Raw genomic sequence first — 20,126 nt, forward strand, 5'->3', positions numbered from 1 at the left:
TGACGGCGGCAAAGGCGGCGATTCCGGACTGGCCGCGCGTGGGGATCTCGAATGGAAGATTATCGCTCGTTCATCGCGGAGGATTGCATCGACTGGGATTTCCCGATCGGTGACGAACCCTGCATGGACCTGCCGCCGATGATCGGAGCGGACGAGCGGCGCATGCACATCCGCGCCTATGAGATGTGGCTGTCGCTGCTCGACGGGCGCGACTATCCGGCGATCGGCGATCTGGACGCCGACGCGCTGGGCGAATTCGGGCCGCATTCGGTGCTGCTCGACTTCTCGGTGGACGCGCTCAACCCCGGCATCACCTATCTTGGCCGCGCCCTGCGCGAGGAGGGCGAGATCGCGCCCGACGTGGTGACCGTGGCCGACGTGCCCGACCAGGCGCTGCTCTCTCGCCTGACCGAACATTATGCGGAGATACTGGCGAACCGCGCGCCGGTCGGCTTCGAGGCCGACTATATCAACGGACGCGGCCAGCCGATCCTCTATCGCGGCATTTTGATGCCCTATTCGTCCGACGGCAGCCGGATCGACATGATCCACGGCGTCGTCAACTGGAAGGAAGCGGCTGGCGCGAACCTGCCTGCGGATATCGTGCAGGCGGTGACCACCGCCTTCGCGGGCCCGGCCCAGCCGGCAAGCGATGTCGTCGCGCAGGACGACGACGACCAGGATTCGCCGGCCTTCACCGACCTGGACCAGCCGGCCCTGGCCGAGTTGGTTCAGGACGCGCAGGAGCTGGCACAGGAAGCGGTCGCCTGCGAGGGCCGCACGCGCAACGCGCTCTATCGTGCGCTGTCGCTCGCCTATGACGTCGCGCTTGCGGCCGAGGCGGAGCCGGCCGCGTTCGAGGCGATGATCGCCGAGGCGGGGATCGTGCCGCAGGCGCGCGCGCCGATGACCCCGGTCGTCAAGCTGGTCTTCGGACGCGACTATGATCGCAAGCGGGTGACCGAGTTCGCCGCCGTCCTGACCCATGCCCACCGCCTGTGTCTCGCGCCGGGCTCGCTCCAGGGCTGGCTGTCCGGCGTCGAAGGCGGGATCAAGGCGGTGGTCGCGGCAGAGCGGGGCGAACGCCGTCCTGCGCTGAAGGTCGATCGCGCCCTGTCGGCACGCATGCTGCTCGGCAGTGCACCTGCCCGTGCGGTCGTCGATCTGGGCGAGGTCGACAGCGACATCGTGCTGCTGATCGCGCGCCGCGAGGCGGACGGAAGGCTCGCAATCGTCGCCCGGCCGATCGGCGAAAAGACGCTGGTCGACAAGGCGCTGCAACGCTCCGCCTTCTGACGCACAACCTCAGCGACCGGCGAGACTCTCCAGCGCTGTGCTGACCTGCGCGCGCATCTCCGGATCGCGCGTCACCTCGAGCATGGCGCTGAGACTTTCGCGCGCACTATCGACCTGCCCGGCCGACAGCTGAAAACGGGCGAGATCCCACCAGCCCTGACCGTGCGACGGTGCGACGGTCGCGATCCGTTCCTGGACCGACAGCGCGCGCGCCAGATCCTTGCCCTGCTCGGCGCGGATCACCTGGTTGGTCAGCAGGCGGACGAGCGTCAGACGGTTGGATAAGGGCGCCATATTCTGCGCGTCGATCGTAGCACCCGGCCCGAGAGCCTGCCGGATCAGGCGGACGACGGTGTCGCGGCTGACCAGCGCGCCTTCGTGAAAGGGATCGACCACGACGGCGCCCTCGTCGGCGCCGAGCCGGACCATGACATGGGCGGGGGTGTTGAGCGCATGCGCCGACCAGCCGAGCCGGCGCGCCTGTGCGACATAGAGAATCGAGAGCGCGATCGGCAGGCCCATGCGGCGGTCGAGCACGCGGATCAGATCGGCGTTGACCGGCGCATCATAGCTGTTGCGGTCGCCGGTAAAGCCGTGGCGGACGGCGAAGACCTCCGCCAACACTCCCGCCTGCGCCATCACATCGCCCTCCGCCGCCGCGATGCCGCGCAGGTCGCTCTCGATCGCGTCGAGCAGATCGACATAAGGGGCGAGATCGAGGCCCGGATGGTCGAGCGCACTCAGTTCGAGCGCGGCGAGGTCCAGCCTTATGTCCTCGTCGTCGAGCAGCCCCAGATGGGCAATGGCATCGATCATCCCGCAGATATCCCCTTCCCTCTCGCCTCGACAGGGATCGCGGTGCGATAGACCACGGGCCGCAGGGCAAAGCTCGACGTCACCTGTGACACGCCCGCGATGCGGGTCAACTTCTGCCGCAGGAAAATCTCGAACGCAGCGAGCGAGGCGACGAGTACGCGCAGCTGATAATCGCTTTCGCCGGTCATCAGATAACACTCCATCACTTCCGGAAAGCCCGACACCGCCTCCTCGAAGGCGGCAAGGTGGCGATCATCCTGTCCATCGAGCCGCACGCGCACAAAGGCGCTGACGTGCAGGCCGAGTGCGGCGGGATCGACGAGCCCGACATAGCCGGAGATCACCCCCATATCCTCGAGCTGGCGAACGCGACGCAGGCAGGGGCTGGGCGACAGGCCGACGCGCGACGCAAGCTCATGATTGGTAATGCGCCCGTCGGTCTGCAGTTCCGCCAATATCCGTCGATCTATCGCATCCAAAGCGCTGTCTGGCATAACCTACCCTCAAACAATAATTCCGAGCAATATTCTGCCACCAACCTAGGCACATCCCACCGCATTCGCAAGAATTGGCGCGGCGCTTTCGATTATCCTGCTTCGGGCCGGCCGTCCGGCAGCGCAGGGAGCATGCCGATGCAGCACGACGTAAAGCCGCAGGACCCCGACACCGTTGCCGCGCTAGAGGCGCTGGAGGGCAGGCTGCGCTGGCTGTCGAGCTGGACGATCCACAATGCCAATCATCTGCGCGACAGCCGCGACGGGCTGAAGGTCGGCGGACATCAGGCATCCTGCGCGTCGATGACCGCGATCATGTCGGCGCTCTATTTCCATGCGCTGCGCCCGCAGGACCGCGTCGCGGTGAAGCCCCATGCCGGGCCGGTGCTCCACGCCATCCACTATCTTCTGGGCAATCAGAGCCTTGACCAGTTGCAGCGCTTCCGCGCGCTGGGCGGCGCGCAGAGCTATCCGAGCCGGACCAAGGACAAGATCCCGGTCGATTTCTCGACCGGTTCGGTGGGCCTGGGCGTCGCGATCACCGCCTTTGCCAGCCTGGTGCAGGATTATCTGATCGCCCATGGACAGCTCGACGAGGCCGATGCCGGGCGCATGATCGCGCTGATGGGCGATGCCGAGCTCGACGAGGGCAATATCTACGAAGCGCTGATCGAGGGCTATAAGCACGACATCCGTAACTGCTGGTGGATCGTCGACTATAACCGACAATCGCTCGATGCGACGACGGCGGACCGCATGTTTGGCCGCTTCGACGACATCTTCCGCACCTGCGGCTGGCGCGTGCTCACGCTCAAACATGGGCGGCTCCAGCGCGAGACATTCCGCAGGCCCGGTGGACAGGCGATCGCCGACTGGATCGACAATTGCCCGAACGCCGAGTTCGCCGCGCTGACCTATCAGGGCGGGGCAGCCTGGCGCGAGCGGCTTACCCGCGATCTCGCCGGGCAGGACGAGGCGCTGGCGCTGATCGCCAGCTTCGACGACGCAGGTCTCGCCGCGCTGATGACCAATCTGGGCGGGCATTGCATCGAAACGCTGCTCGATGCCTTCGCGCGCGCAGACGACGACCGGCCGACCTTATTCATCGCCTATACGGTCAAGGGCTATGGCCTGCCCTTCGCGGGCCACAAGGACAACCATGCCGGGCTGATGAACCCGACCCAGATCGACGGCCTACGCCAGTCGATGGGGATCGCGGAGGGCGAGGAATGGTCGCCCTATGCCGGGCTCGGCGATAATGTCGAGGCGGTCGTGCGCCGCTTCGTGGCCGCCTCCCCCCTCGCCGTCCGCCCTGCCCCCGCAAAGGCGCCATCGATTCCGGTGCCGGCGGTGCTGCCGGTGCCCGAGGGTGACGAGCAATCGACCCAGGCGGCCTTCGGCCGCATCCTGCTCGACCTCGCCAAATCCGGTCATCCTCTGGCCGACCGCATCGTCACGACATCGCCCGACGTGACCGTGTCGACCAACCTCGGCGCCTTCGTGAACCAGCGCGGGCTGTTCCGGCGGCAGGAGCTCAAGGACGTCTTCCAGGCGGCACGAATCCCGTCGGCGCAGAAGTGGACCGGCCATGGCGCGGGCCAGCATATCGAACTGGGCATCGCCGAACATAATCTGTTTCTGATGCTCGCCGCGCTCGGCCTGTCCGGCCCGACCTTCGGCACGCGGCTGATCCCGATCGGCACCGTCTATGACCCGTTCATCGCGCGCGGCCTCGATGCGCTGAACTATGGCTGCTACCAGGATGCGCGCTTCCTGCTGGTGGCGACCCCCTCGGGCGTCACGCTCGGGCCGGAGGGCGGCGCGCACCAATCGATCAATACCCCCCTGATCGGCATCGGCCAGCCCGGCCTAACCTATTTCGAGCCGGCCTGGGTCGACGAGCTGGCGCTCATGATGCGCTGGGCGTTCGAACATCTCCAGGCCGACGATGGCGGATCGGTCTATCTGCGCCTCACCACGCGCAGCATCGCGCAGGTCGCGCGCGAAGATGACGCATGGCAGGCCGATGCGCTGAAGGGCGCCTATTGGCTGCGACGACCGGCGCCCGGTGCCGAGGCCGCGATCGCCTTCACCGGGGCGATTGCACCCGAGGCGCTGGCGGCCTGGGAGACGCTGAACGAGGACATAGCGGGTCTCGGCCTGCTCGCCGTGACCTCGCCAGACCTGCTGCATCGCGACTGGTCGTCCAGCCGCGCCGCGCGCTGGCGGGGTGCGCCGTCGCAGACGTCCCACGTCACCCGGCTGCTGAGCGACCTCGCTCCGGGTGCGGGACTGGTAACGGTGATCGACGGCAGCCCCTCGGCCCTCTCCTGGCTGGGTGGCGTGCGAGGACACAGGACGAGCCCGCTTGGTCTCGACCGCTTCGGCCAGACGGGCGACCTGCCCGATCTCTATGCGACCTATCGGCTCGACCGGGATGCGATCGTTGAAGCGGCAGCGGAGCTATTTCTGCGCGACTAGAGAATTTTCAAATTGATCGGATGCGGTGGATGGCTCGGAAAAAGCGGCATCGAGAACATAGAGCGTTTTCACCCATGGTGACAGTGCTCCAGAGGACAGGCTACGCCACGCCGAGTGTCGTGCGATCGACCTCGGCCGGCGCTATGGGGCGCCCGTAATAATAGCCCTGCGCATAGGCACAGCCCATCTCGCGCAGGCGTGCGGCGCCGTCTGCCGTCTCGATTCCCTCGGCGATCACGCAGACGCCCAAGGCGCGTGCGAGGCCCAGCACCGCATCGACGATGCAGGCGCATTCTGTCGATTCGAGGAAGCGGCCGGCAAAGCTGCGATCGATCTTGATCCGGTCGAAGCTGAGCAGCAGCAGATGCGACAGCGAGGAATAGCCCGTCCCGAAATCATCGAGCGATAGCCGGAAGCCGGCCGCCTTAAGCGCGCGCAAATTGGCCAGAACGGCAGGCGCCTTGCCGAGCGCCGCAGTCTCGGTGATTTCGATCTCGATCCGGCGGGGATCGACGCCGTGAAGCCGCGCGAGATCGGCCACGCGTGCTGCGAGCCCGTCGCGGCGGAGCTGCATCGGCGAGAGATTCACCGCCACGCCGATGTCGGCCGGCAGCGACGCGGCAAACTGCAGCGCCTGCGTCATCAACGCTATCCCCATGGCGTGGATCTGACCGGTCTTCTCGGCGACGGTGACGAACTCGTCGGGCGACACCGCGCCCAGACTGGGATGCGACCAGCGCGCCAGAGCCTCGAACGCCACGACATGCTCGTCGGACAAGCGGACGATCGGCTGATAGTGCAGGATGATATCGCCCTGGCGGATGGCACCGTCGAGCTCGCGCTCGATCAGCTGGCGCCGCTGTATCCGTGCGTGGAGCGCCTGATCGAACAGGCGATAGGTTCCCCGCCCGCTCCGCTTCGCCTCGGCCAACGCGGAATCGACATGGGCCAGCCAATCCTCGGCGGCCGGCTCAGGACCATCGCCGCCCGCAAACAGGGCCACGCCGATCGATGCGCCGACCGACAGCCGCTCCTCCTGGACGTCGATCGGCTGCGCAACCTCGCGCAGCAGGCGCTCGGCGAGTTGCTCGGGCAGGTCGTCGTCCCCGGGCGACAGCGGGACGACGACGGCGAACTGGTCGCCGCCGAGCCGCGCGATGAAGTCCTGGTCCCGCACCACCGAGCGGATGCGCTGGCCCACGACCCACAGCAGCGCGTCCCCCGCCTGATGCCCATAGGCATCGTTGATCGTCCGGAACCCGTCGAGGTCGACGATAAGCGCGGCATGGGCCCCGTCCCGTCCGCCCACGCGCCCGAGCGCCAGTTCCTGAAGATGCCGGCTGAAGGCCGCACGGTTGTACAGGCCGGTCAGCGCGTCGCGATCGGCGAGATAGCGCACCTCGTCCTGCCGGCGTTGCTCCACCCTCCGTTCGAGGGTCCGGTCCAGCGCATATTTGACGATCTTCGCCGGCAGCCCCGCCGCATCGGGAATCGGGCTGTAGAAGGCATCGATCCACAGCTCGCGACCGTCCTTGCCGAAACGGCGCAGCTGCGACGTCTGACACCGGCCATGGCGAAGCGCCGACCAGAACTGGCGATATTCGTCGGTGCCGGCATAGGCGGCGCTGACAAACATGGCGTGATAGCGGCCCACCAGTTCGGAGAGCTCATAGCCGAAGGCGGCCAGAAAATTCTCGTTGGCGGTCAGTATCCGTCCGTCGAGGTCGAATTCCGCCACCATCATCGTGCGCCGCAGGGCGGCGATCTCGTTGCGTGACTGGGCCGCGGCGTCGCTCTCCGCCGTGACGTCGAAACCCGCAAGGATCAGATATTGGCCGCCCGATGGATGCGGTTCGCAAAGGCGATAGTCGCCACGCAGCAGGATGAGTCCGCCATCGCGCCGCCGCCCCCGGATCGTACCGGAGGCGTCTTCGTCTTCTGCGGCGGCGGCCCAGATCGCGGCGAAGTCGGCATTGCCCGATTCCCCGGTCATGACGAAGTCGGCAAACGGCTTGTCCAGCGCATCCTCGCGCTGATAGCCGAACAGCGACAGGAAATGGTCGCTGGCCTCTTCCAGACGACCGTCCGCATCGAACCGCGCGAGCGCAAGCGTTTCGGGCAATGAGGCGCTCGCGAAAGCATCGAGAGCAGCCGCGAGGCCGTTGCCGTCGACCGGAAAATCGGAGAAAGCGTAACTCATCCGATGGACCGGATGCCGCTGCTAGAAAAGAGCATCGTCGAACAGCGCATCGTCGTCGTCACCGCCCGCCGCCGCGCCGGAAACGGGCGCCGCGGAGAAACTCACCGCCTCACCGATACGGAACTGATCGTGGATGCGCCGTTCGCTCGCCATCGTGTAGGTGCGGGCGATCTCGTCGAGCACGATCCGGGCCGGATGGTCGACATCGGGCGGGAGCGCGGCTTCCGTCTTCACCTCTGCCGCGAGCGTGGTCGCAATGCCTTCGATGATTCCGCCCAGGTCCAGCCCGGCTTCCAGTTCATCGGTGGTCTGGCGTAGCATCGCCAATATGCCATTGGCTTCGTTCGTCGCGTTGTTCATCGCCTGCTCGGTGCGACGGGCGCCCTCGCGGATGGCGTCGAGCGAGCGGGTCAACTCGTCGCCCGCCCCTGCGCCCGCCGCCTCGGAGCGGTCGCGCATGCGCAGCGAGATCATGTTCAGCTCGTCCGCCGACTTGGTGATGCCACAGATGGTGGTGTCGAGCTTTTCGGAATAGCCGCGAATCTCGTTCGAGATCACCGTCACTGCCTTGCCTATGGCCTCCACCCGCCTGCACCGCAGGCCGATGTTGATCGCCATCTGCTGCACGTCGAGCCGGAGGTCACGAATTGCGACAACGCGGGTCGAAAGATCGGAGACGGTGGCGATGATGATCTTCAGCGTTTCGTCCGCCTGCCGGTCCGCGCAGTGGAGCTGCGCGAGCATGGCCGCCGCGTCGGCGATGCCGGACTCGAGCCGGCGTAGGAATATCTGCCCGCCGTCCCCGCTGCCGCCATGATCCTTGAGCGCCAGCAATCGGCCCGCCTGGGGCCCCAGCGCGCGCAGCGATCCGATAACGACCTCGGTCTCGCGGCGGAAATCCGCAGCGGTGTCGAACAGCTGCGCCACGAGCATCGCCAGCACATGATGACGGGTCTGCGTCCCGATTTCGGCCGCACAATCCGGCCCCGCCAGAAAGGCTTCGAGCAAGGTGCAGCCAGTCAGGACATGTTCCAGCCGCTGCCGTGCGATATCGCCGATCTGGATCGCGCCCAGCACTGCCGCGACGTTGCCCTGGATCGAGCGGGCGATCTGACCGGTCGCATCGGCAAGCTTGGCCAGCTGCGCCTGGTGATCGCGCAGGTCGCTCGCGTCCTGCAGCAGGCGTTCGGGCACCTGCGGGACGACGCGCGCACATTCGGAGGCGAGCTGCCGGTCGGTGCGCTCCATCCCGGCAAGGCTCACCTCGAGCTGCTCGAGCTTGATGCCGAAGCCATCGGCCTCGAGCTTGCCGTCGTGAAGCTGCTGCCGCATCACGTCCGCGAACTCGACGAAGTCGGGTGCGCCGGACGCGGCGATCTTGACGTTCATGCTGTAGATCTGGAGCACTTCCAGGGTCCGCTGCACATCGTCGACATATTTGCGCAAGGTCGAGGATGCGGTGCGGATGAGCGATACTTCCGCCGCCCGGTCGGCAACCTGCGCCGACACGTCGAACAGCCTGCGCGCCGCGCGCGTCAGATTGTCGACCGCCGCCGCCGCGTCCCCGCGCTCGAAAACGGTACCGACCTCGTTCAGTGACGCAACCACCTTGTCGATGGACTCGACCGCTGCGGCGAGCGTCGTCCCCACCTGCAGGAAGCGGGCGTCCAGGCTGGTAACGATCCGCGACAGCTCGTCCTGCGATGCAAAGACCTGGCCCGGCCAGGGTTGCTCGATGGAGAGGATCTCGTGCTGCATCCAATCTTCTCCTTAGCGTGCCGTCGCGTGCAGCAATTCGCGGGCGATGGCGCCGAGCGGGATGACCTTGTCCACCGCGTTGCGCGCAATCGCTTCCTTGGGCATGCCGAAGACGATCGACGTCGCCTCGTCCTGCGCGAAGGTGCGGGCGCCACCCTGTTTCATCTCGAGCATGCCGCGGGCGCCATCGTCGCCCATGCCGGTCATGATGATGCCGACCGCATTCGATCCCGCGCAGCGCGCCGCCGAGCGGAACAGGACGTCGACCGACGGACGGTGCCGCGAGACGAGCGGCCCGTCGCGGACGGAAACGAGATAGCGGGCGCCCTGGCGTTCGAGCATCGTGTGCCGGCCGCCGGGCGCGATCAGGACGTGGCCGCGCATGACGGTGTCGCCATCCTCGGCTTCCTTGACGCTCACCTCGCACAAGCCGTCGAGCCGCTTGGCGAAGGCGCGGGTGAAATTCTCGGGCATGTGCTGCACGACGACGATACCCGGCGAATTGGCGGGCAGCGCCTCAAGCACCTCGCGCAGCGCCTCGGTTCCCCCGGTCGACGCACCGATGCAGACCACCATCTCGGTGGTGCGGCTCATCGCCTTGCCGCTGGGCGGCGGCAGAACCGCATCGGCGGTGAGCTTGGCTTGAGGCTCGATCCTGGAGGGCGTGGAGGTGCTGACGCGCCGTCCCTTGACGCGAGCCCGCGCGGCACCCTTGACGGTCTCGCGGATCATCATCCGCGCTTCGGACAGGTGATCGGCCACGCCCAGGCGCGGCTTGAGGATCACGTCGACCGCGCCCGCCGCCATGGCTTCGAGCAGGGTCTCGGAGCCTTCCTCGGTCAGCGAGGAGCACATCACTACCGGAATCGGACATTGCTGCATCAGCTTGCGCAGGAAGGTGATGCCATCCATGCGTGGCATTTCGACGTCCAGCGTGATGACGTCCGGCAGCTCGGTCTGCAGGTAGCGGGCCGCTGCGAAAGGATCGGCAGCGGTGGCGATCACCTCCAGTTCGGGGTCCTCCTCCAGGATCGTCTTCATCGTCTGGCGGACGCTGGCGCTGTCGTCGATCACGAGGACACGGGTCTTGGCTTTAAGCATGCTCAGTTCCTCCGGAACACCGTGTTCGCAACCGCCGTCACGGGCAGATTCATGCCCGCGATCGACTCCGAATGGCCCAGCATCAGATAGCCGCCGGGCCGGAGCTTGGCGCAGAGCCTGCTGACGACCTTCTGCTGGGTAGGCTTGTCGAAATAGATGAGGACGTTGCGACAGAAGACGATGTCGACAGGCTCTCCGATCGGATAATGATCGTCCATCAGGTTGAGCCGGCCGAACGCCACCTTCGAGCGAAGTCCCGGGCTGATCCTGACGTCGCGCCGCTCGGGCGAGCGCGGGCGCAGGATGTAGCGGCGATGCAATTCCGGCGGTACCGGAGCAAGCAGCTCGGCCGGATAGATTCCCTTGACCGCTGTCGAAAGGACCTCGGTATCGAGGTCCGTCGCCAGGATCTGATAGTCGGGTCCGCCATTTTTCTGGGCGAAGTCGTCGAGAACCATCGCGATGGTGTAGGGTTCGGCCCCGGTCGAACAGGCGGCACTCCAGACACGGATCCGGCGCTGCCCCTCCCGTTTATAGTGCGGCAGGACGGTCTCCTGCAGATAATCGAAGTGTCGCGGCTCGCGGAAGAAATCGGTCTTGTTGGTCGTCACCGCGTTGATCAGGTGGACGAGTTCTTCGTCCGACACCCCGTCCCCCAGGACATGCTCGCAATATGCGTCGAGGCTGGCCATGCCCAGCGCCCGCACGCGACGGCGCAGGCGTCCTTCGACCATGGTCAGCTTGGATTCGGGCATCCGGATCCCGCTCTGACCATAGATGAAGGCTGCGAGCTTCTTGAAATTGCGAGGGCTGATGCCGTCGCCGAGCACGGCGGAGGCGGGGGTGGCTGGCACGTCAGAAACTCCGTTCGATCGAATTCATGCGGCGGACGGACAGCGCGAGGCCGAGCCCGTCCGTCGATGCGGCATGACGTCCCCTCGTCATGCGACCCTGGCCACGTCCTGCGCGGCGTTCACGCTCTCGTCGGTCGTGAAGATGTGCGCCACGTCGACGATCACGACGAAGCCCGCTTCCTCGCGGATCACGCCGGTGATGTAGTCCGACCGCCAGCCGATGCCGATGTCGGGCGCCTTTTCGATCCGGTCGGTCGGAAAGGCGCTGACACCCAGCACGCGATCGATCACCACGCCCAGCGACAGCGTCCGGTCCGCCAGCGGAATGTCGAGGATGATGATCCGCGTCGCCAGCGTGGGCTCGGCGGATGCCAGTCCCATTCGCAACCGGAAATCGACCGTCGGCACGCCCTGCCCGCGCACGTCGGTCAGGCCGACGAAATGGGCAGGGCCATTCGGCACGTGGAAGGGCTCGCGATAGTCGAGGATCTCGCGGACCAGTGCCACCGGCACCGCGAAGACCTCATCATCGAGACCGAAGGTTACGACCTGTATTTCGCTCATACTCATGCCGCAGCTCCAAATTCGATATCCTCGGCGTCTGCGCCGCCATTGGTCATGTCCAACGCGAACCCCCGTGCACGCGCCTGCTGGTCGGCGACCGAATTGCGCTTGGCGCGCTGCACCGGCTTGGCCACGAACCTGGCTGCGGCAGGGCGCGCCGAGGATCGTGCGCTGGCCGCGCGAACCGCCCCGCTCTGCTCGACGCGGAAGAAGGCGATGCTGGCCTGGAGCTCCTCGGCCTGCGCCGCAAGCTGCTCGGAGGTCGACGAAATCTGCTCGGAGGCGCCGGCATTCTGCTGAGTCACCTTGTCGAGCTGCTGGATCGCCTCGTTGATCTGCGAGGCGCCGATGTCCTGCTCGCGGCACGCGGCGCTGATCTCGGAGACAAGCTCGGCGGTCCGACGGATGTCGGGCACCAGCCGGGTGAGCATCTCGCCCGCATCGGCTGCAGCCTTGACCGTATCGGACGACACGGCGACGATCTCGGAGGCTGCCGCCTGGCTGCGCTCGGCCAGCTTGCGCACCTCGGAAGCAACCACCGCGAAGCCCTTGCCATGTTCGCCGGCACGGGCCGCCTCGACCGCTGCGTTCAGCGCGAGCAGGTCGGTCTGGCGGGCGATCTCCTGCACGATGCCGATCTTCTCGGCGATCGTGCGCATCGCGCCGACGGCCTTGTCCACCGCTACGCCGGAAGCCTCGGCATCCTTCGACGACTGACGTGCGATCTTCTCGGTCTGCGCCGCGTTGTCGGCGTTCTGCTTGATGTTCGCAGCCATCTCTTCCATTGAGGCCGACGCCTCCTCGGCCGACGCCGCCTGCTCGGTGGCGCCCTGCGACACCTGCTCCGAGCTCGCCGCCAGTTCCTGGCTGCCCGCCGACACATTCTCGGAAGCGGCCGTCGCATCGGATACGACGCTGCGTAGACGCTCGATCATCATGTTGACGGTATCGACCAGATCCTTGATCTCGTCGTTCGAGCGAACCTTCGCCTGGTTGATGAGATCGCCTGCAGCGACGGCGTCGAGCGCCGCACCGACTGTCTTCAAACCACGCGACAGCGTCATCGATATCCAGATCGCGCCAGCGAGCGCCGCCAGCAGGGCGAAGGCGATCGTCGCGATCATGATGTTGCGGCCGGCAACATAGGTGGCATTGGCGTTTTCCTCGGCCTCCTTCATCTGGCGCATGTTGAGATCGAGCACGCGAGTGATCGTCTGCTCCATGCTTTCGACCGCCTTGCGTCCCGCCGTCATGGAAAGCACGCCCGCCTGTTGCTTATCGCCTTCGAGGCTGAGCTGGCGGATGCGCTCGTCGACTTCCTTGAGAGCCTGCCACTGCGAGCCGATGTCGAGCCAGAGAGGGCGCCCCTCTTCGCTGGCGCCGGCGATGCCTTCGTCGATCATCTGCTTGATCTTTGCAGAGGTCTCGATCGCCTGAAGATCGAATTTCTTGGTTTCTTCCGGCGTACCGGCAAGGATCTCGTTCTTTTCGCGGCGAATGAGGCGGTTCATCTCGATCGCGATGCTGCGAACGCGGGTGAGGCGCGCCACCGGTCCCGCGATGACCGCCGACGTGTTCGAATTCAACCCGCTCATCTTCGTGATCGCCACGGCACCCATGGCCATGAGAACCAGTATCAGAACCGCGAAAGTCGCCCCCAATTTGAACTTGATCGTTGCACGCATCTGCCTGTCTCCTTGGCCCGAAGCCGAGCCGAAATTCCGTTAGTCCTCTCCCCCTGCCTCACCCTTCCGGCAGGACCTTCCGGATCCGCGGTTGCCGCCACAGAACCAATTCCGTTCACTTCTCGTCAGGCGACCTGCCCGAACTCTGCATCGTCGTCGTCGGCGCCCCCGGTGGTCAGGTCGAGGGCGAAGCCCTTCACCCGCGCCTGCTGATCGGCGACGGAATTAGGCTTTGCCTTGCGCACAGACTTGGCAGCAGCCTTCGGGGTGACCTTCGCCACTGCAGGTCGGGACGAACGCGAACCACCGCGCGCATCGACGCGGAAATAGGCGATGCTGGCCTGGAGCTCCTCGGCCTGCGCCGCGAGTTCTTCAGAGGTCGACGAGATCTGCTCGGACGCGCCGGCATTCTGCTGGGTCACCTTGTCGAGCTGCTGGATCGCCTCGTTGATCTGCGAGGCGCCGATGTCCTGCTCGCGGCACGCGGCGCTGATTTCGGAGACAAGCTCGGCGGTCCGACGGATGTCGGGCACCAGCCGGGTGAGCATCTCGCCCGCATCGGCTGCAGCCTTGACCGTGTCGGACGACACGGCGACGATCTCGGAGGCTGCCGCCTGGCTGCGCTCGGCGAGCTTGCGCACTTCCGAAGCGACCACCGCGAAGCCCTTGCCATGTTCGCCGGCACGGGCAGCCTCGACCGCCGCGTTCAGCGCGAGCAGGTCGGTCTGGCGGGCGATCTCCTGAACGATGCCGATCTTCTCGGCGATCGTGCGCATCGCGCCGACCGCCTTTTCGACCGCCACACCCGAAGCCTCGGCATCCTTCGAGGACTGGCGCGCGATCTTCTCGGTCTGCGCAGCGTTGTCGGCGTTCTGCTTGATGTTCGCCGCCATCTCTTCCATCGCCGCCGAGGCTTCCTCGGCCGAGGCCGCTTGCTCGGTGGCACCCTGCGACACCTGCTCCGAATTCGCCGCCAATTCCTGGCTGCCCGCCGACACATTTTCCGACGCCGCCGTCGCATCCGACACAACCGCCCGCAGACGGTCGATCATCTCGACCAGGGCGTTGCCCAGCTGATCGCTGTCGGACAAAGCCTTGTGCTCGACGGTCAGGTCGCCAGCCGCAATCTTGTCCGCGATGTCGGCGGTCTTGCGCAGATTCGCGGTCATGCCTTCGAGGGTTTCGACCAGGTCCTTGATCTCATCGTTGGTCGTCACGGAAACGCTGCTGGTGAGGTCGCCTACGGCAACTGCCTTGAGCGCCGTATCGATGCTGCTGAGCCCCTTGGAAACGGTGCGCCCGATCCACAGCGCGGCCGCGATGCCAACGACCAGCGATATGGCAATGACGGTCAGGAAGATGCTCTTGGCATCTGCAAAAGCTGCGTCCGCGTCCTTGCTGGCAATGCCTGCACCATCGACATTGTAGTTGACCAGTTTCAGCAGATCGGCCGACATTTCGTCGTAGAGCGCCTTGCTGGCGTCGAGCTTCGCCGCGGCAGCTTCGGTCTGCAGAGCCCGCGAGAGGGCCAGGAACCCGTTCGATACCTCCAGATAGCGATCATATTTTTCGGAGAAGGCGGTGTACATCGCGCGCTCTTCCGGCCCCGTGATCAGGGGCTCATAGCGCGCCCGGTTCTTCTTGATGTCGCTCTGGAGCGTGGCCATCTCGGTCTCGAGCCGGGCCATCACGGCTGGATCGGTCGAAACCACATGATTATATTGTGCAACCCGCAGATCGGACGTCGCCGTGTTCATGCGGTGAATGGCATCCATGCTGGGCAGCCAGTTCTCGGTGATGATCGTGGACTGCTCGTTGATGCTCGACATTTTGAGAATGCCGATGGCGCCCAGTACGCCCATCAGCAAAAGGATGGCGGCGAAGGATCCCGCCAGCTTCATCTTAATGGTTGCACGCATTGCTTTTCTCCATCCACTCCCAGCGAGTTCGACTTGCCGTCAGTGGTGCCTGTAAACGGAGGGCATCCGTCGACAGGCACCCTCCCGATCAGGCAACCTGGCCGAACTCGATATCTTCATCGTCCGCGCCGCCAGAAGTCAGATCGAGCGCAAACCCCTTCACGCGCGCCTGCTGATCGGCGACCGAATTGGGCTTTGCCTTGCGCGACGTACGGCCCGCAGACTTTGCCGATACCTTTGCTGATACCTTTGCTGGCGCGGGTCGGCTGGCGCTGATCGGCCGGGCAGCGCGCGAACCACCGCGCGCATCGACGCGGAAATAGGCGATGCTGGCCTGGAGCTCCTCGGCCTGCGCCGCGAGTTCTTCAGAGGTCGACGAGATCTGCTCGGACGCGCCGGCATTCTGCTGGGTCACCTTGTCGAGCTGCTGGATCGCCTCGTTGATCTGCGAGGCGCCGATGTCCTGCTCGCGGCACGCGGCGCTGATTTCGGAGACAAGCTCGGCGGTCCGACGGATGTCGGGCACCAGCCGGGTGAGCATCTCGCCCGCATCGGCTGCAGCCTTGACCGTGTCGGACGACACGGCGACGATCTCGGAGGCTGCCGCCTGGCTGCGCTCGGCGAGCTTGCGCACTTCCGAAGCGACCACCGCGAAGCCCTTGCCATGTTCGCCGGCACGGGCAGCCTCGACCGCCGCGTTCAGCGCGAGCAGGTCGGTCTGACGGGCGATCTCCTGAACGATGCCGATCTTCTCGGCAATCGTGCGCATCGCGCCGACAGCCTTCTCGACCGCCACACCCGAAGCCTCGGCATCCTTCGACGACTGGCGCGCGATCTTCTCGGTCTGCGCAGCGTTGTCGGCGTTCTGCTTGATGTTCGCCGCCATCTCTTCCATCGCCGCCGAGGCTTCCTCGGCCGAGGCCGCCTGCTCGGTGGCACCCTGCGACACCTGTTCCGAGCTGGCCGCCAGTTCCTGGCTGCCTGCCGACACATTTTCGGAAGCTGCGGTGGCATCGGACACGACGCTGCGCAGCCGGTCGATCATCTCGATCAGCGCGTGACCCAGCCGGTCCTGCTCGGACAGAGCCTTGTGCTCGACGGTCAGGTCGCCAGCAGCAATCTTGTCTGCGATGTCGGCGGTCTTGCGCAGATTCGCGGTCATCCCCTCGACGACGTCGACCAGGTCCCTGATCTCGTCGTTGCTCGTGATGGTGACGCTATTGTTGAGATCGCCAACGGCGACGGCGCCGATCACCTCGCTGACGCGACCCAGGCCCCGCGATACGGTCAGCGAAATCCAGATCCCGCTGCCGAGCGCGATCAGGAAGCCGACAAGAGCGGTCCCCAACAGAGTGGCACGCGCGTTGGCATAGAGGGCGTTGGTGTCCTCGTCCGCCTTGCGCATTTGCTCGGTCTGAAGATCGATGATGCTGTTGATCGTGTCTTCCATGTCATTCGCGGCCTTGCGCGATTCGACCATAGTCACGAGCCCCGCCTCTGCCTTCTTGCCTTCGAGGCTCAAGCTGCGAACCTTCGCATTGAGATCGGCAACGCCTTTCCACTGGTCTTTGACCTTCAGCCAAAGCGGCTTGCCTTCCTCGCTGGCCATCTCGATGCCGCGATCGATCATCGGACCGATTTTCTCGACCGTTTCTCCCGAGGTCTGGTCAAATTTTTTGGTCTCTTCCAGATCCCGCGCCAGGACGACATTCTTCTCACGACGCAGCAGGCGGTTCGTTTCCGTCGCCAGTTCGCGGGCGAGCGACAGGCGGGCCGCCGGCCCCGATATGATGTCGGTGATCGCAGTGTTGAGGACGCTCATCCTGGTGATGGCGACGCCGACCACGGCTGCCAGCATCAGCAGTAGGACCGCAAAGGTCACACCGAGCTTCATCTTGATTGTCGCGCGCATTAATTAGCTCCGTCCGCCGATTGGCGATATTGTTTCGAAAGCGAACGGGTATGCCCCCCCGTCCGGGCCTTCATCTCTGATGTGCCGCCGCCCGGCGGCGCGCCGATCAGGAGGGCGGCTTCCGCTACCCTTCCCGTCCGGCGAAGTGATCGTCACAAGGCAGCTGCCTGACCGCGTCCCGACATCGATCCAAAGATCGCATCGAGGTCCGGAAGAACCACCACGCCCTCGGACTCTCGCACCAGTTCCCGAACGAACTCCCGACGCCAGCGCATGCCCACCATCGGTGGCTCGGCGCTCGACGCGCGGCTGAGCGTGGCGACTTCGTGCACCCGATCGGTGCGGATGCCGAGCTGAATGCTCTCGCCCTCGATCTCGGTTTCGATCACGACAATGCGGCTGTCGGCACCCGGCTCCTCCTGCGGCATGCCGAAGGCCAGCCGCAGGTCGGCGATCGGGATGATCTTGCCGCGGAAGTTGACGATGCTGCCCACCAGATCGGCGGCGCCAGGCACCTTCGTTTCGGGCAGGAGATCCAGGATCTCGCGGATCATCACGGCTTCGAGCGCGAATTTCTCCTCGCCGATGTCGAAGGTGAGCACCTCGAGGTTGCCGGCGTCGTCCCAGGCTGTCTTTTCGGGTTCAAGCATGTTCATCCAGCGGCGCGAAGCCGCTCCTCCCGGTTCTGTCCAAGCGCGACCAGCTGGACGACGTCGAGGATCAGCGCGACCCCGCCGTCGCCGAGGATGGTCGCCCCGGAGAAGCTCGCCACATCCTGATGCAGGACGGACATCGACTTGATCACGGTCTGGTGGCTGCCGATGATCTGATCGACCACCAGCCCGACGCGCTCGCCCCCGGTCGTGATGACCACGATCTTCTGATAGGGGTCCGGGCGCGTGCCCGTGTCGAACAGCTCACGCAGGCGGATGAAGGGCACGAGCGTGTCGCGCACCTGGATCATGCTGCGACCGCGCGAGCGCAGATCCTCTTCCAGCGACAGTTCGAGGCACTCTTCGACCGCCGCCAGCGGAATGACGTAGCGGCTGTCGCCGACCCGTACGAGCAGGCCTTCGATGATCGCGAGCGTCAGCGGGATACGCAGGGTGATGCGCGAGCCGCGCCCCTCCTCGCTGACCATGTCAATCGTCCCGCGCAGCATCTCGATGGTCCGCTTGACCACGTCCATGCCGACACCGCGTCCCGACAGGTTGGTGACCTGCGCCGCCGTCGAAAAGCCGGGGTGGAAGATCATCTGGAGCAGATCCTGATCGGTCAGGATCTGGCCGGGCTGGATCAACCCGTTTGCTTCGGCCTTGGCACGCACGCGCTCGCGGTTGATGCCGCGCCCGTCATCCTCGATCGTGATCAGCACTTCGCCACCGGCTTGCTGTGCGGCCAGGCGGACCTGTCCCGCCGGCGGCTTTCCGGCGGCGACACGCTCGTCGGGCGTTTCGAGCCCATGGTCGCAGGCGTTGCGGATCAGGTGGACGATCGGGTCGGCCAACCGCTCGGTGACGGTCTTGTCGACCTCGGTGCTCTCGCCGCTGGTGACCAGATCGATCGTCTTGCCGGTTTCCCGCGACAGATCATGGACGAGACGACGAAAGCGACCGAACAGCGCCGCGATCGGCACCATGCGCAGGACCATCATCGTGTCGCGCAATTCGCTCGCGAGCCGTTCGATCTCCTCGGATATCGACCGCAGCGCCAGTTCGCCGGCCGGCCCGGAAGCGCCGCCATTGGCAAGCTGCGACAGGCGGCTCTGCACGATCACCAGCTCGCCGACGCGGTCCATCAATATGTCGAGGCGCTCGGCGGGAACGCGAACGCTCTCGCCGGCCTTGGCACCCGGCCGCGCGGCAGCCTCGCCGGTCGGGCCGGTGGTATCGGCCGCCTGCACGACCGCGACCTGTGCCGGGCCAGCGCTGTCGACATGCTCGCCGACTGTATCGCCAAGCGGTTCCAGCTGCATTTCCATGTCGTCCATGACGAACAGGAAGACATCCTCGATCGCGCTGCGTTCGATGTCGCCGCGCAGTTCGACGTCCCAGCCGATATGGCATTCGGTCGGCACCATATCCGGCAAGGGCGGGATCGCGTCGGTCCGCGCGGTGATGGTGCACTCGCCCAGGTCGCGCAGCTCGTCGAGCAGCATCAGCGGATTGGTGCCGTTTGCCATCGCATCGGGCGGCAGCCGGAAGAAGAGCTTCCAGCCCGCGGCGCGCACGTCACCCGGCGCAGCGTCCGTATCGACCGACACCGGCGCCGCCGACGCGCTGCCCGCGTCACCGATCGCATCCTGCAGACGGGCGAGAATGGCCGACCCGACCGCTTCTTCGGCTGCAGCCTCGTTATCGACCAGCGCGCGCATGTGATCCATGGCGGAGAGAATGACCGCGACCAGTTCGGCGGTCGCAGGCACGAAGCCCTTGCGCACGCGGTCGAAGGCGCTTTCGCAATGATGGGTGAAGGTCGCCAGCCGGTCGAAACCGAACATCGCGCCCGATCCCTTCAGCGTGTGCAGGCCGCGAAACGTGGCGTCGATCAGCGACTTGTCGTCGAGCCTGTGGGTCAGGTCGAGCAGGGCCTGCTCCACCTGATCGAGAAGTTCGGCCGCTTCTATCCGGAATGCGGCGACGGGATCCTGGTCGCTCATCGACCGAGGACCTTCTTGGCGATCTTGAGCAACTGGTCGGGGACGAAGGGCTTGACCAGCCAGCCGGTCGCGCCCGCCGCCTTCGCCTGCTGCTTCACCGCATCGTCGGATTCGGTGGTCAGGAAGATGATCGGCGTGCCCGCCTGGATCGGCAGCTTCCGGATCTCCCGGATCATGCTGAGGCCGTCCATATTGGGCATGTTGAGATCGGTGATGATCATGTCGAACTTGCGGTCCTGCGCCTTGGTCAGGCCCTCTCGACCGTCGGCCGCCTCGGTCACCGTGTAGCCGGCACCCGACAGGGCGATACGCGTCGCCATGCGCAGGCTCGAAGAGTCATCCACCGTCAAAATGGAAGCAGTCATCCAACGATCTCCCTCGATGCTA

General features: G+C 65.7%; 15 protein-coding genes. 2 read left to right on the forward strand and 13 right to left on the reverse strand.

Going from position 1 to position 20,126, the window contains the following annotated elements:
• Nucleotides 1-51 precede the first annotated feature (51 nt).
• Nucleotides 52-1,296 (forward strand): PAS domain-containing protein, encoded by a 1,245-nt coding sequence (locus G6P88_RS04820; protein ID WP_165322084.1) that lies wholly within the window; start codon nucleotides 52-54, stop codon nucleotides 1,294-1,296.
• Between the two features lie 9 nt (nucleotides 1,297-1,305).
• On the opposite strand, the gene G6P88_RS04825 is transcribed toward G6P88_RS04820, so the two are convergent.
• Nucleotides 1,306-2,112 carry a SirB1 family protein gene (locus G6P88_RS04825; protein WP_165322085.1) on the reverse strand — a complete coding sequence of 269 codons (807 nt, stop codon included), beginning with the start codon at nucleotides 2,110-2,112 and terminating at the stop codon, nucleotides 1,306-1,308.
• Nucleotides 2,109-2,606: an Lrp/AsnC family transcriptional regulator gene (locus G6P88_RS04830; RefSeq protein ID WP_165322086.1), complete on the reverse strand. Its 498-nt coding sequence runs from the start codon at nucleotides 2,604-2,606 to the stop codon at nucleotides 2,109-2,111. The genes G6P88_RS04825 and G6P88_RS04830 overlap by 4 nt, the downstream gene beginning before the upstream one ends.
• A gap of 138 nt (nucleotides 2,607-2,744) precedes the next feature.
• On the opposite strand from G6P88_RS04830, the gene G6P88_RS04835 reads away from it, so the two are divergent.
• Nucleotides 2,745-5,087 (forward strand): transketolase, encoded by a 2,343-nt coding sequence (locus G6P88_RS04835; protein ID WP_165322087.1) that lies wholly within the window; start codon nucleotides 2,745-2,747, stop codon nucleotides 5,085-5,087.
• 100 nt (nucleotides 5,088-5,187) lie between these two features.
• Here G6P88_RS04835 and G6P88_RS04840 read toward each other — a convergent pair whose 3' ends face one another.
• The 11 genes from G6P88_RS04840 to G6P88_RS04890 all read right to left on the reverse strand — a co-directional run bounded on the left by G6P88_RS04840 (nucleotide 5,188) and on the right by G6P88_RS04890 (nucleotide 20,104).
• Nucleotides 5,188-7,287: an EAL domain-containing protein gene (locus tag G6P88_RS04840; protein WP_165322088.1), complete on the reverse strand. Its 2,100-nt coding sequence runs from the start codon at nucleotides 7,285-7,287 to the stop codon at nucleotides 5,188-5,190.
• 21 nt (nucleotides 7,288-7,308) lie between these two features.
• Nucleotides 7,309-9,045: a hypothetical protein gene (locus G6P88_RS04845; protein WP_165322089.1), complete on the reverse strand. Its 1,737-nt coding sequence runs from the start codon at nucleotides 9,043-9,045 to the stop codon at nucleotides 7,309-7,311.
• Nucleotides 9,046-9,057: 12 nt separating this feature from the next.
• A complete protein-coding gene (locus G6P88_RS04850) occupies nucleotides 9,058-10,146 on the reverse strand; it encodes a protein-glutamate methylesterase/protein-glutamine glutaminase (protein ID WP_165322090.1) in 1,089 nt (362 codons plus the stop codon).
• A 2-nt stretch (nucleotides 10,147-10,148) separates the two neighbouring features.
• Nucleotides 10,149-11,000, reverse strand: coding sequence for a CheR family methyltransferase (locus tag G6P88_RS04855; RefSeq protein ID WP_282097779.1), 852 nt, complete (start codon nucleotides 10,998-11,000; stop codon nucleotides 10,149-10,151).
• Nucleotides 11,001-11,087: 87 nt separating this feature from the next.
• Nucleotides 11,088-11,570 carry a chemotaxis protein CheW gene (locus G6P88_RS04860; protein ID WP_165322091.1) on the reverse strand — a complete coding sequence of 161 codons (483 nt, stop codon included), beginning with the start codon at nucleotides 11,568-11,570 and terminating at the stop codon, nucleotides 11,088-11,090.
• Nucleotides 11,567-13,249, reverse strand: coding sequence for a methyl-accepting chemotaxis protein (locus tag G6P88_RS04865; RefSeq protein ID WP_165322092.1), 1,683 nt, complete (start codon nucleotides 13,247-13,249; stop codon nucleotides 11,567-11,569). Before G6P88_RS04865 ends, G6P88_RS04860 begins: the two co-directional genes overlap by 4 nt.
• 125 nt (nucleotides 13,250-13,374) lie before the next feature.
• Nucleotides 13,375-15,168: a methyl-accepting chemotaxis protein gene (locus tag G6P88_RS04870; protein ID WP_165322093.1), complete on the reverse strand. Its 1,794-nt coding sequence runs from the start codon at nucleotides 15,166-15,168 to the stop codon at nucleotides 13,375-13,377.
• Between the two features lie 88 nt (nucleotides 15,169-15,256).
• Nucleotides 15,257-17,080 (reverse strand): methyl-accepting chemotaxis protein, encoded by a 1,824-nt coding sequence (locus G6P88_RS04875; RefSeq protein ID WP_165322094.1) that lies wholly within the window; start codon nucleotides 17,078-17,080, stop codon nucleotides 15,257-15,259.
• A 152-nt stretch (nucleotides 17,081-17,232) separates the two neighbouring features.
• Nucleotides 17,233-17,730, reverse strand: a complete 498-nt coding sequence (locus G6P88_RS04880; protein WP_206335926.1) for a chemotaxis protein CheW — start codon at nucleotides 17,728-17,730, stop codon at nucleotides 17,233-17,235.
• Nucleotides 17,731-17,732: 2 nt separating this feature from the next.
• Nucleotides 17,733-19,739 carry a chemotaxis protein CheA gene (locus tag G6P88_RS04885; RefSeq protein WP_165322096.1) on the reverse strand — a complete coding sequence of 669 codons (2,007 nt, stop codon included), beginning with the start codon at nucleotides 19,737-19,739 and terminating at the stop codon, nucleotides 17,733-17,735.
• Nucleotides 19,736-20,104: a response regulator gene (locus tag G6P88_RS04890; RefSeq protein ID WP_165322097.1), complete on the reverse strand. Its 369-nt coding sequence runs from the start codon at nucleotides 20,102-20,104 to the stop codon at nucleotides 19,736-19,738. The genes G6P88_RS04885 and G6P88_RS04890 overlap by 4 nt, the downstream gene beginning before the upstream one ends.
• Nucleotides 20,105-20,126: the final 22 nt, after the last annotated feature.

It is taken from the genome of Rhizorhabdus phycosphaerae (assembly GCF_011044255.1).
GTDB lineage: Bacteria > Pseudomonadota > Alphaproteobacteria > Sphingomonadales > Sphingomonadaceae > Rhizorhabdus > Rhizorhabdus phycosphaerae.

What these genes read in the sequence shown, in the direction of transcription:
- G6P88_RS04835 (WP_165322087.1), top strand. Translation starts at nt 2,745, where the DNA reads ATGCAGCACGACGTAAAGCCGCAGGACCCCGACACCGTTGCCGCGCTA.
- G6P88_RS04850 (WP_165322090.1), bottom strand. Translation starts at nt 10,146, where the DNA reads ATGCTTAAAGCCAAGACCCGTGTCCTCGTGATCGACGACAGCGCCAGC.
- G6P88_RS04885 (WP_165322096.1), bottom strand. Translation starts at nt 19,739, where the DNA reads ATGAGCGACCAGGATCCCGTCGCCGCATTCCGGATAGAAGCGGCCGAA.
- G6P88_RS04860 (WP_165322091.1), bottom strand. Translation starts at nt 11,570, where the DNA reads ATGAGTATGAGCGAAATACAGGTCGTAACCTTCGGTCTCGATGATGAG.
- G6P88_RS04870 (WP_165322093.1), bottom strand. Translation starts at nt 15,168, where the DNA reads ATGCGTGCAACCATTAAGATGAAGCTGGCGGGATCCTTCGCCGCCATC.
- G6P88_RS04880 (WP_206335926.1), bottom strand. Translation starts at nt 17,730, where the DNA reads ATGCTTGAACCCGAAAAGACAGCCTGGGACGACGCCGGCAACCTCGAG.
- G6P88_RS04825 (WP_165322085.1), bottom strand. Translation starts at nt 2,112, where the DNA reads ATGATCGATGCCATTGCCCATCTGGGGCTGCTCGACGACGAGGACATA.
- G6P88_RS04875 (WP_165322094.1), bottom strand. Translation starts at nt 17,080, where the DNA reads ATGCGCGCGACAATCAAGATGAAGCTCGGTGTGACCTTTGCGGTCCTA.
- G6P88_RS04820 (WP_165322084.1), top strand. Translation starts at nt 52, where the DNA reads ATGGAAGATTATCGCTCGTTCATCGCGGAGGATTGCATCGACTGGGAT.
- G6P88_RS04845 (WP_165322089.1), bottom strand. Translation starts at nt 9,045, where the DNA reads ATGCAGCACGAGATCCTCTCCATCGAGCAACCCTGGCCGGGCCAGGTC.
- G6P88_RS04890 (WP_165322097.1), bottom strand. Translation starts at nt 20,104, where the DNA reads ATGACTGCTTCCATTTTGACGGTGGATGACTCTTCGAGCCTGCGCATG.
- G6P88_RS04830 (WP_165322086.1), bottom strand. Translation starts at nt 2,606, where the DNA reads ATGCCAGACAGCGCTTTGGATGCGATAGATCGACGGATATTGGCGGAA.
- G6P88_RS04840 (WP_165322088.1), bottom strand. Translation starts at nt 7,287, where the DNA reads ATGAGTTACGCTTTCTCCGATTTTCCGGTCGACGGCAACGGCCTCGCG.
- G6P88_RS04865 (WP_165322092.1), bottom strand. Translation starts at nt 13,249, where the DNA reads ATGCGTGCAACGATCAAGTTCAAATTGGGGGCGACTTTCGCGGTTCTG.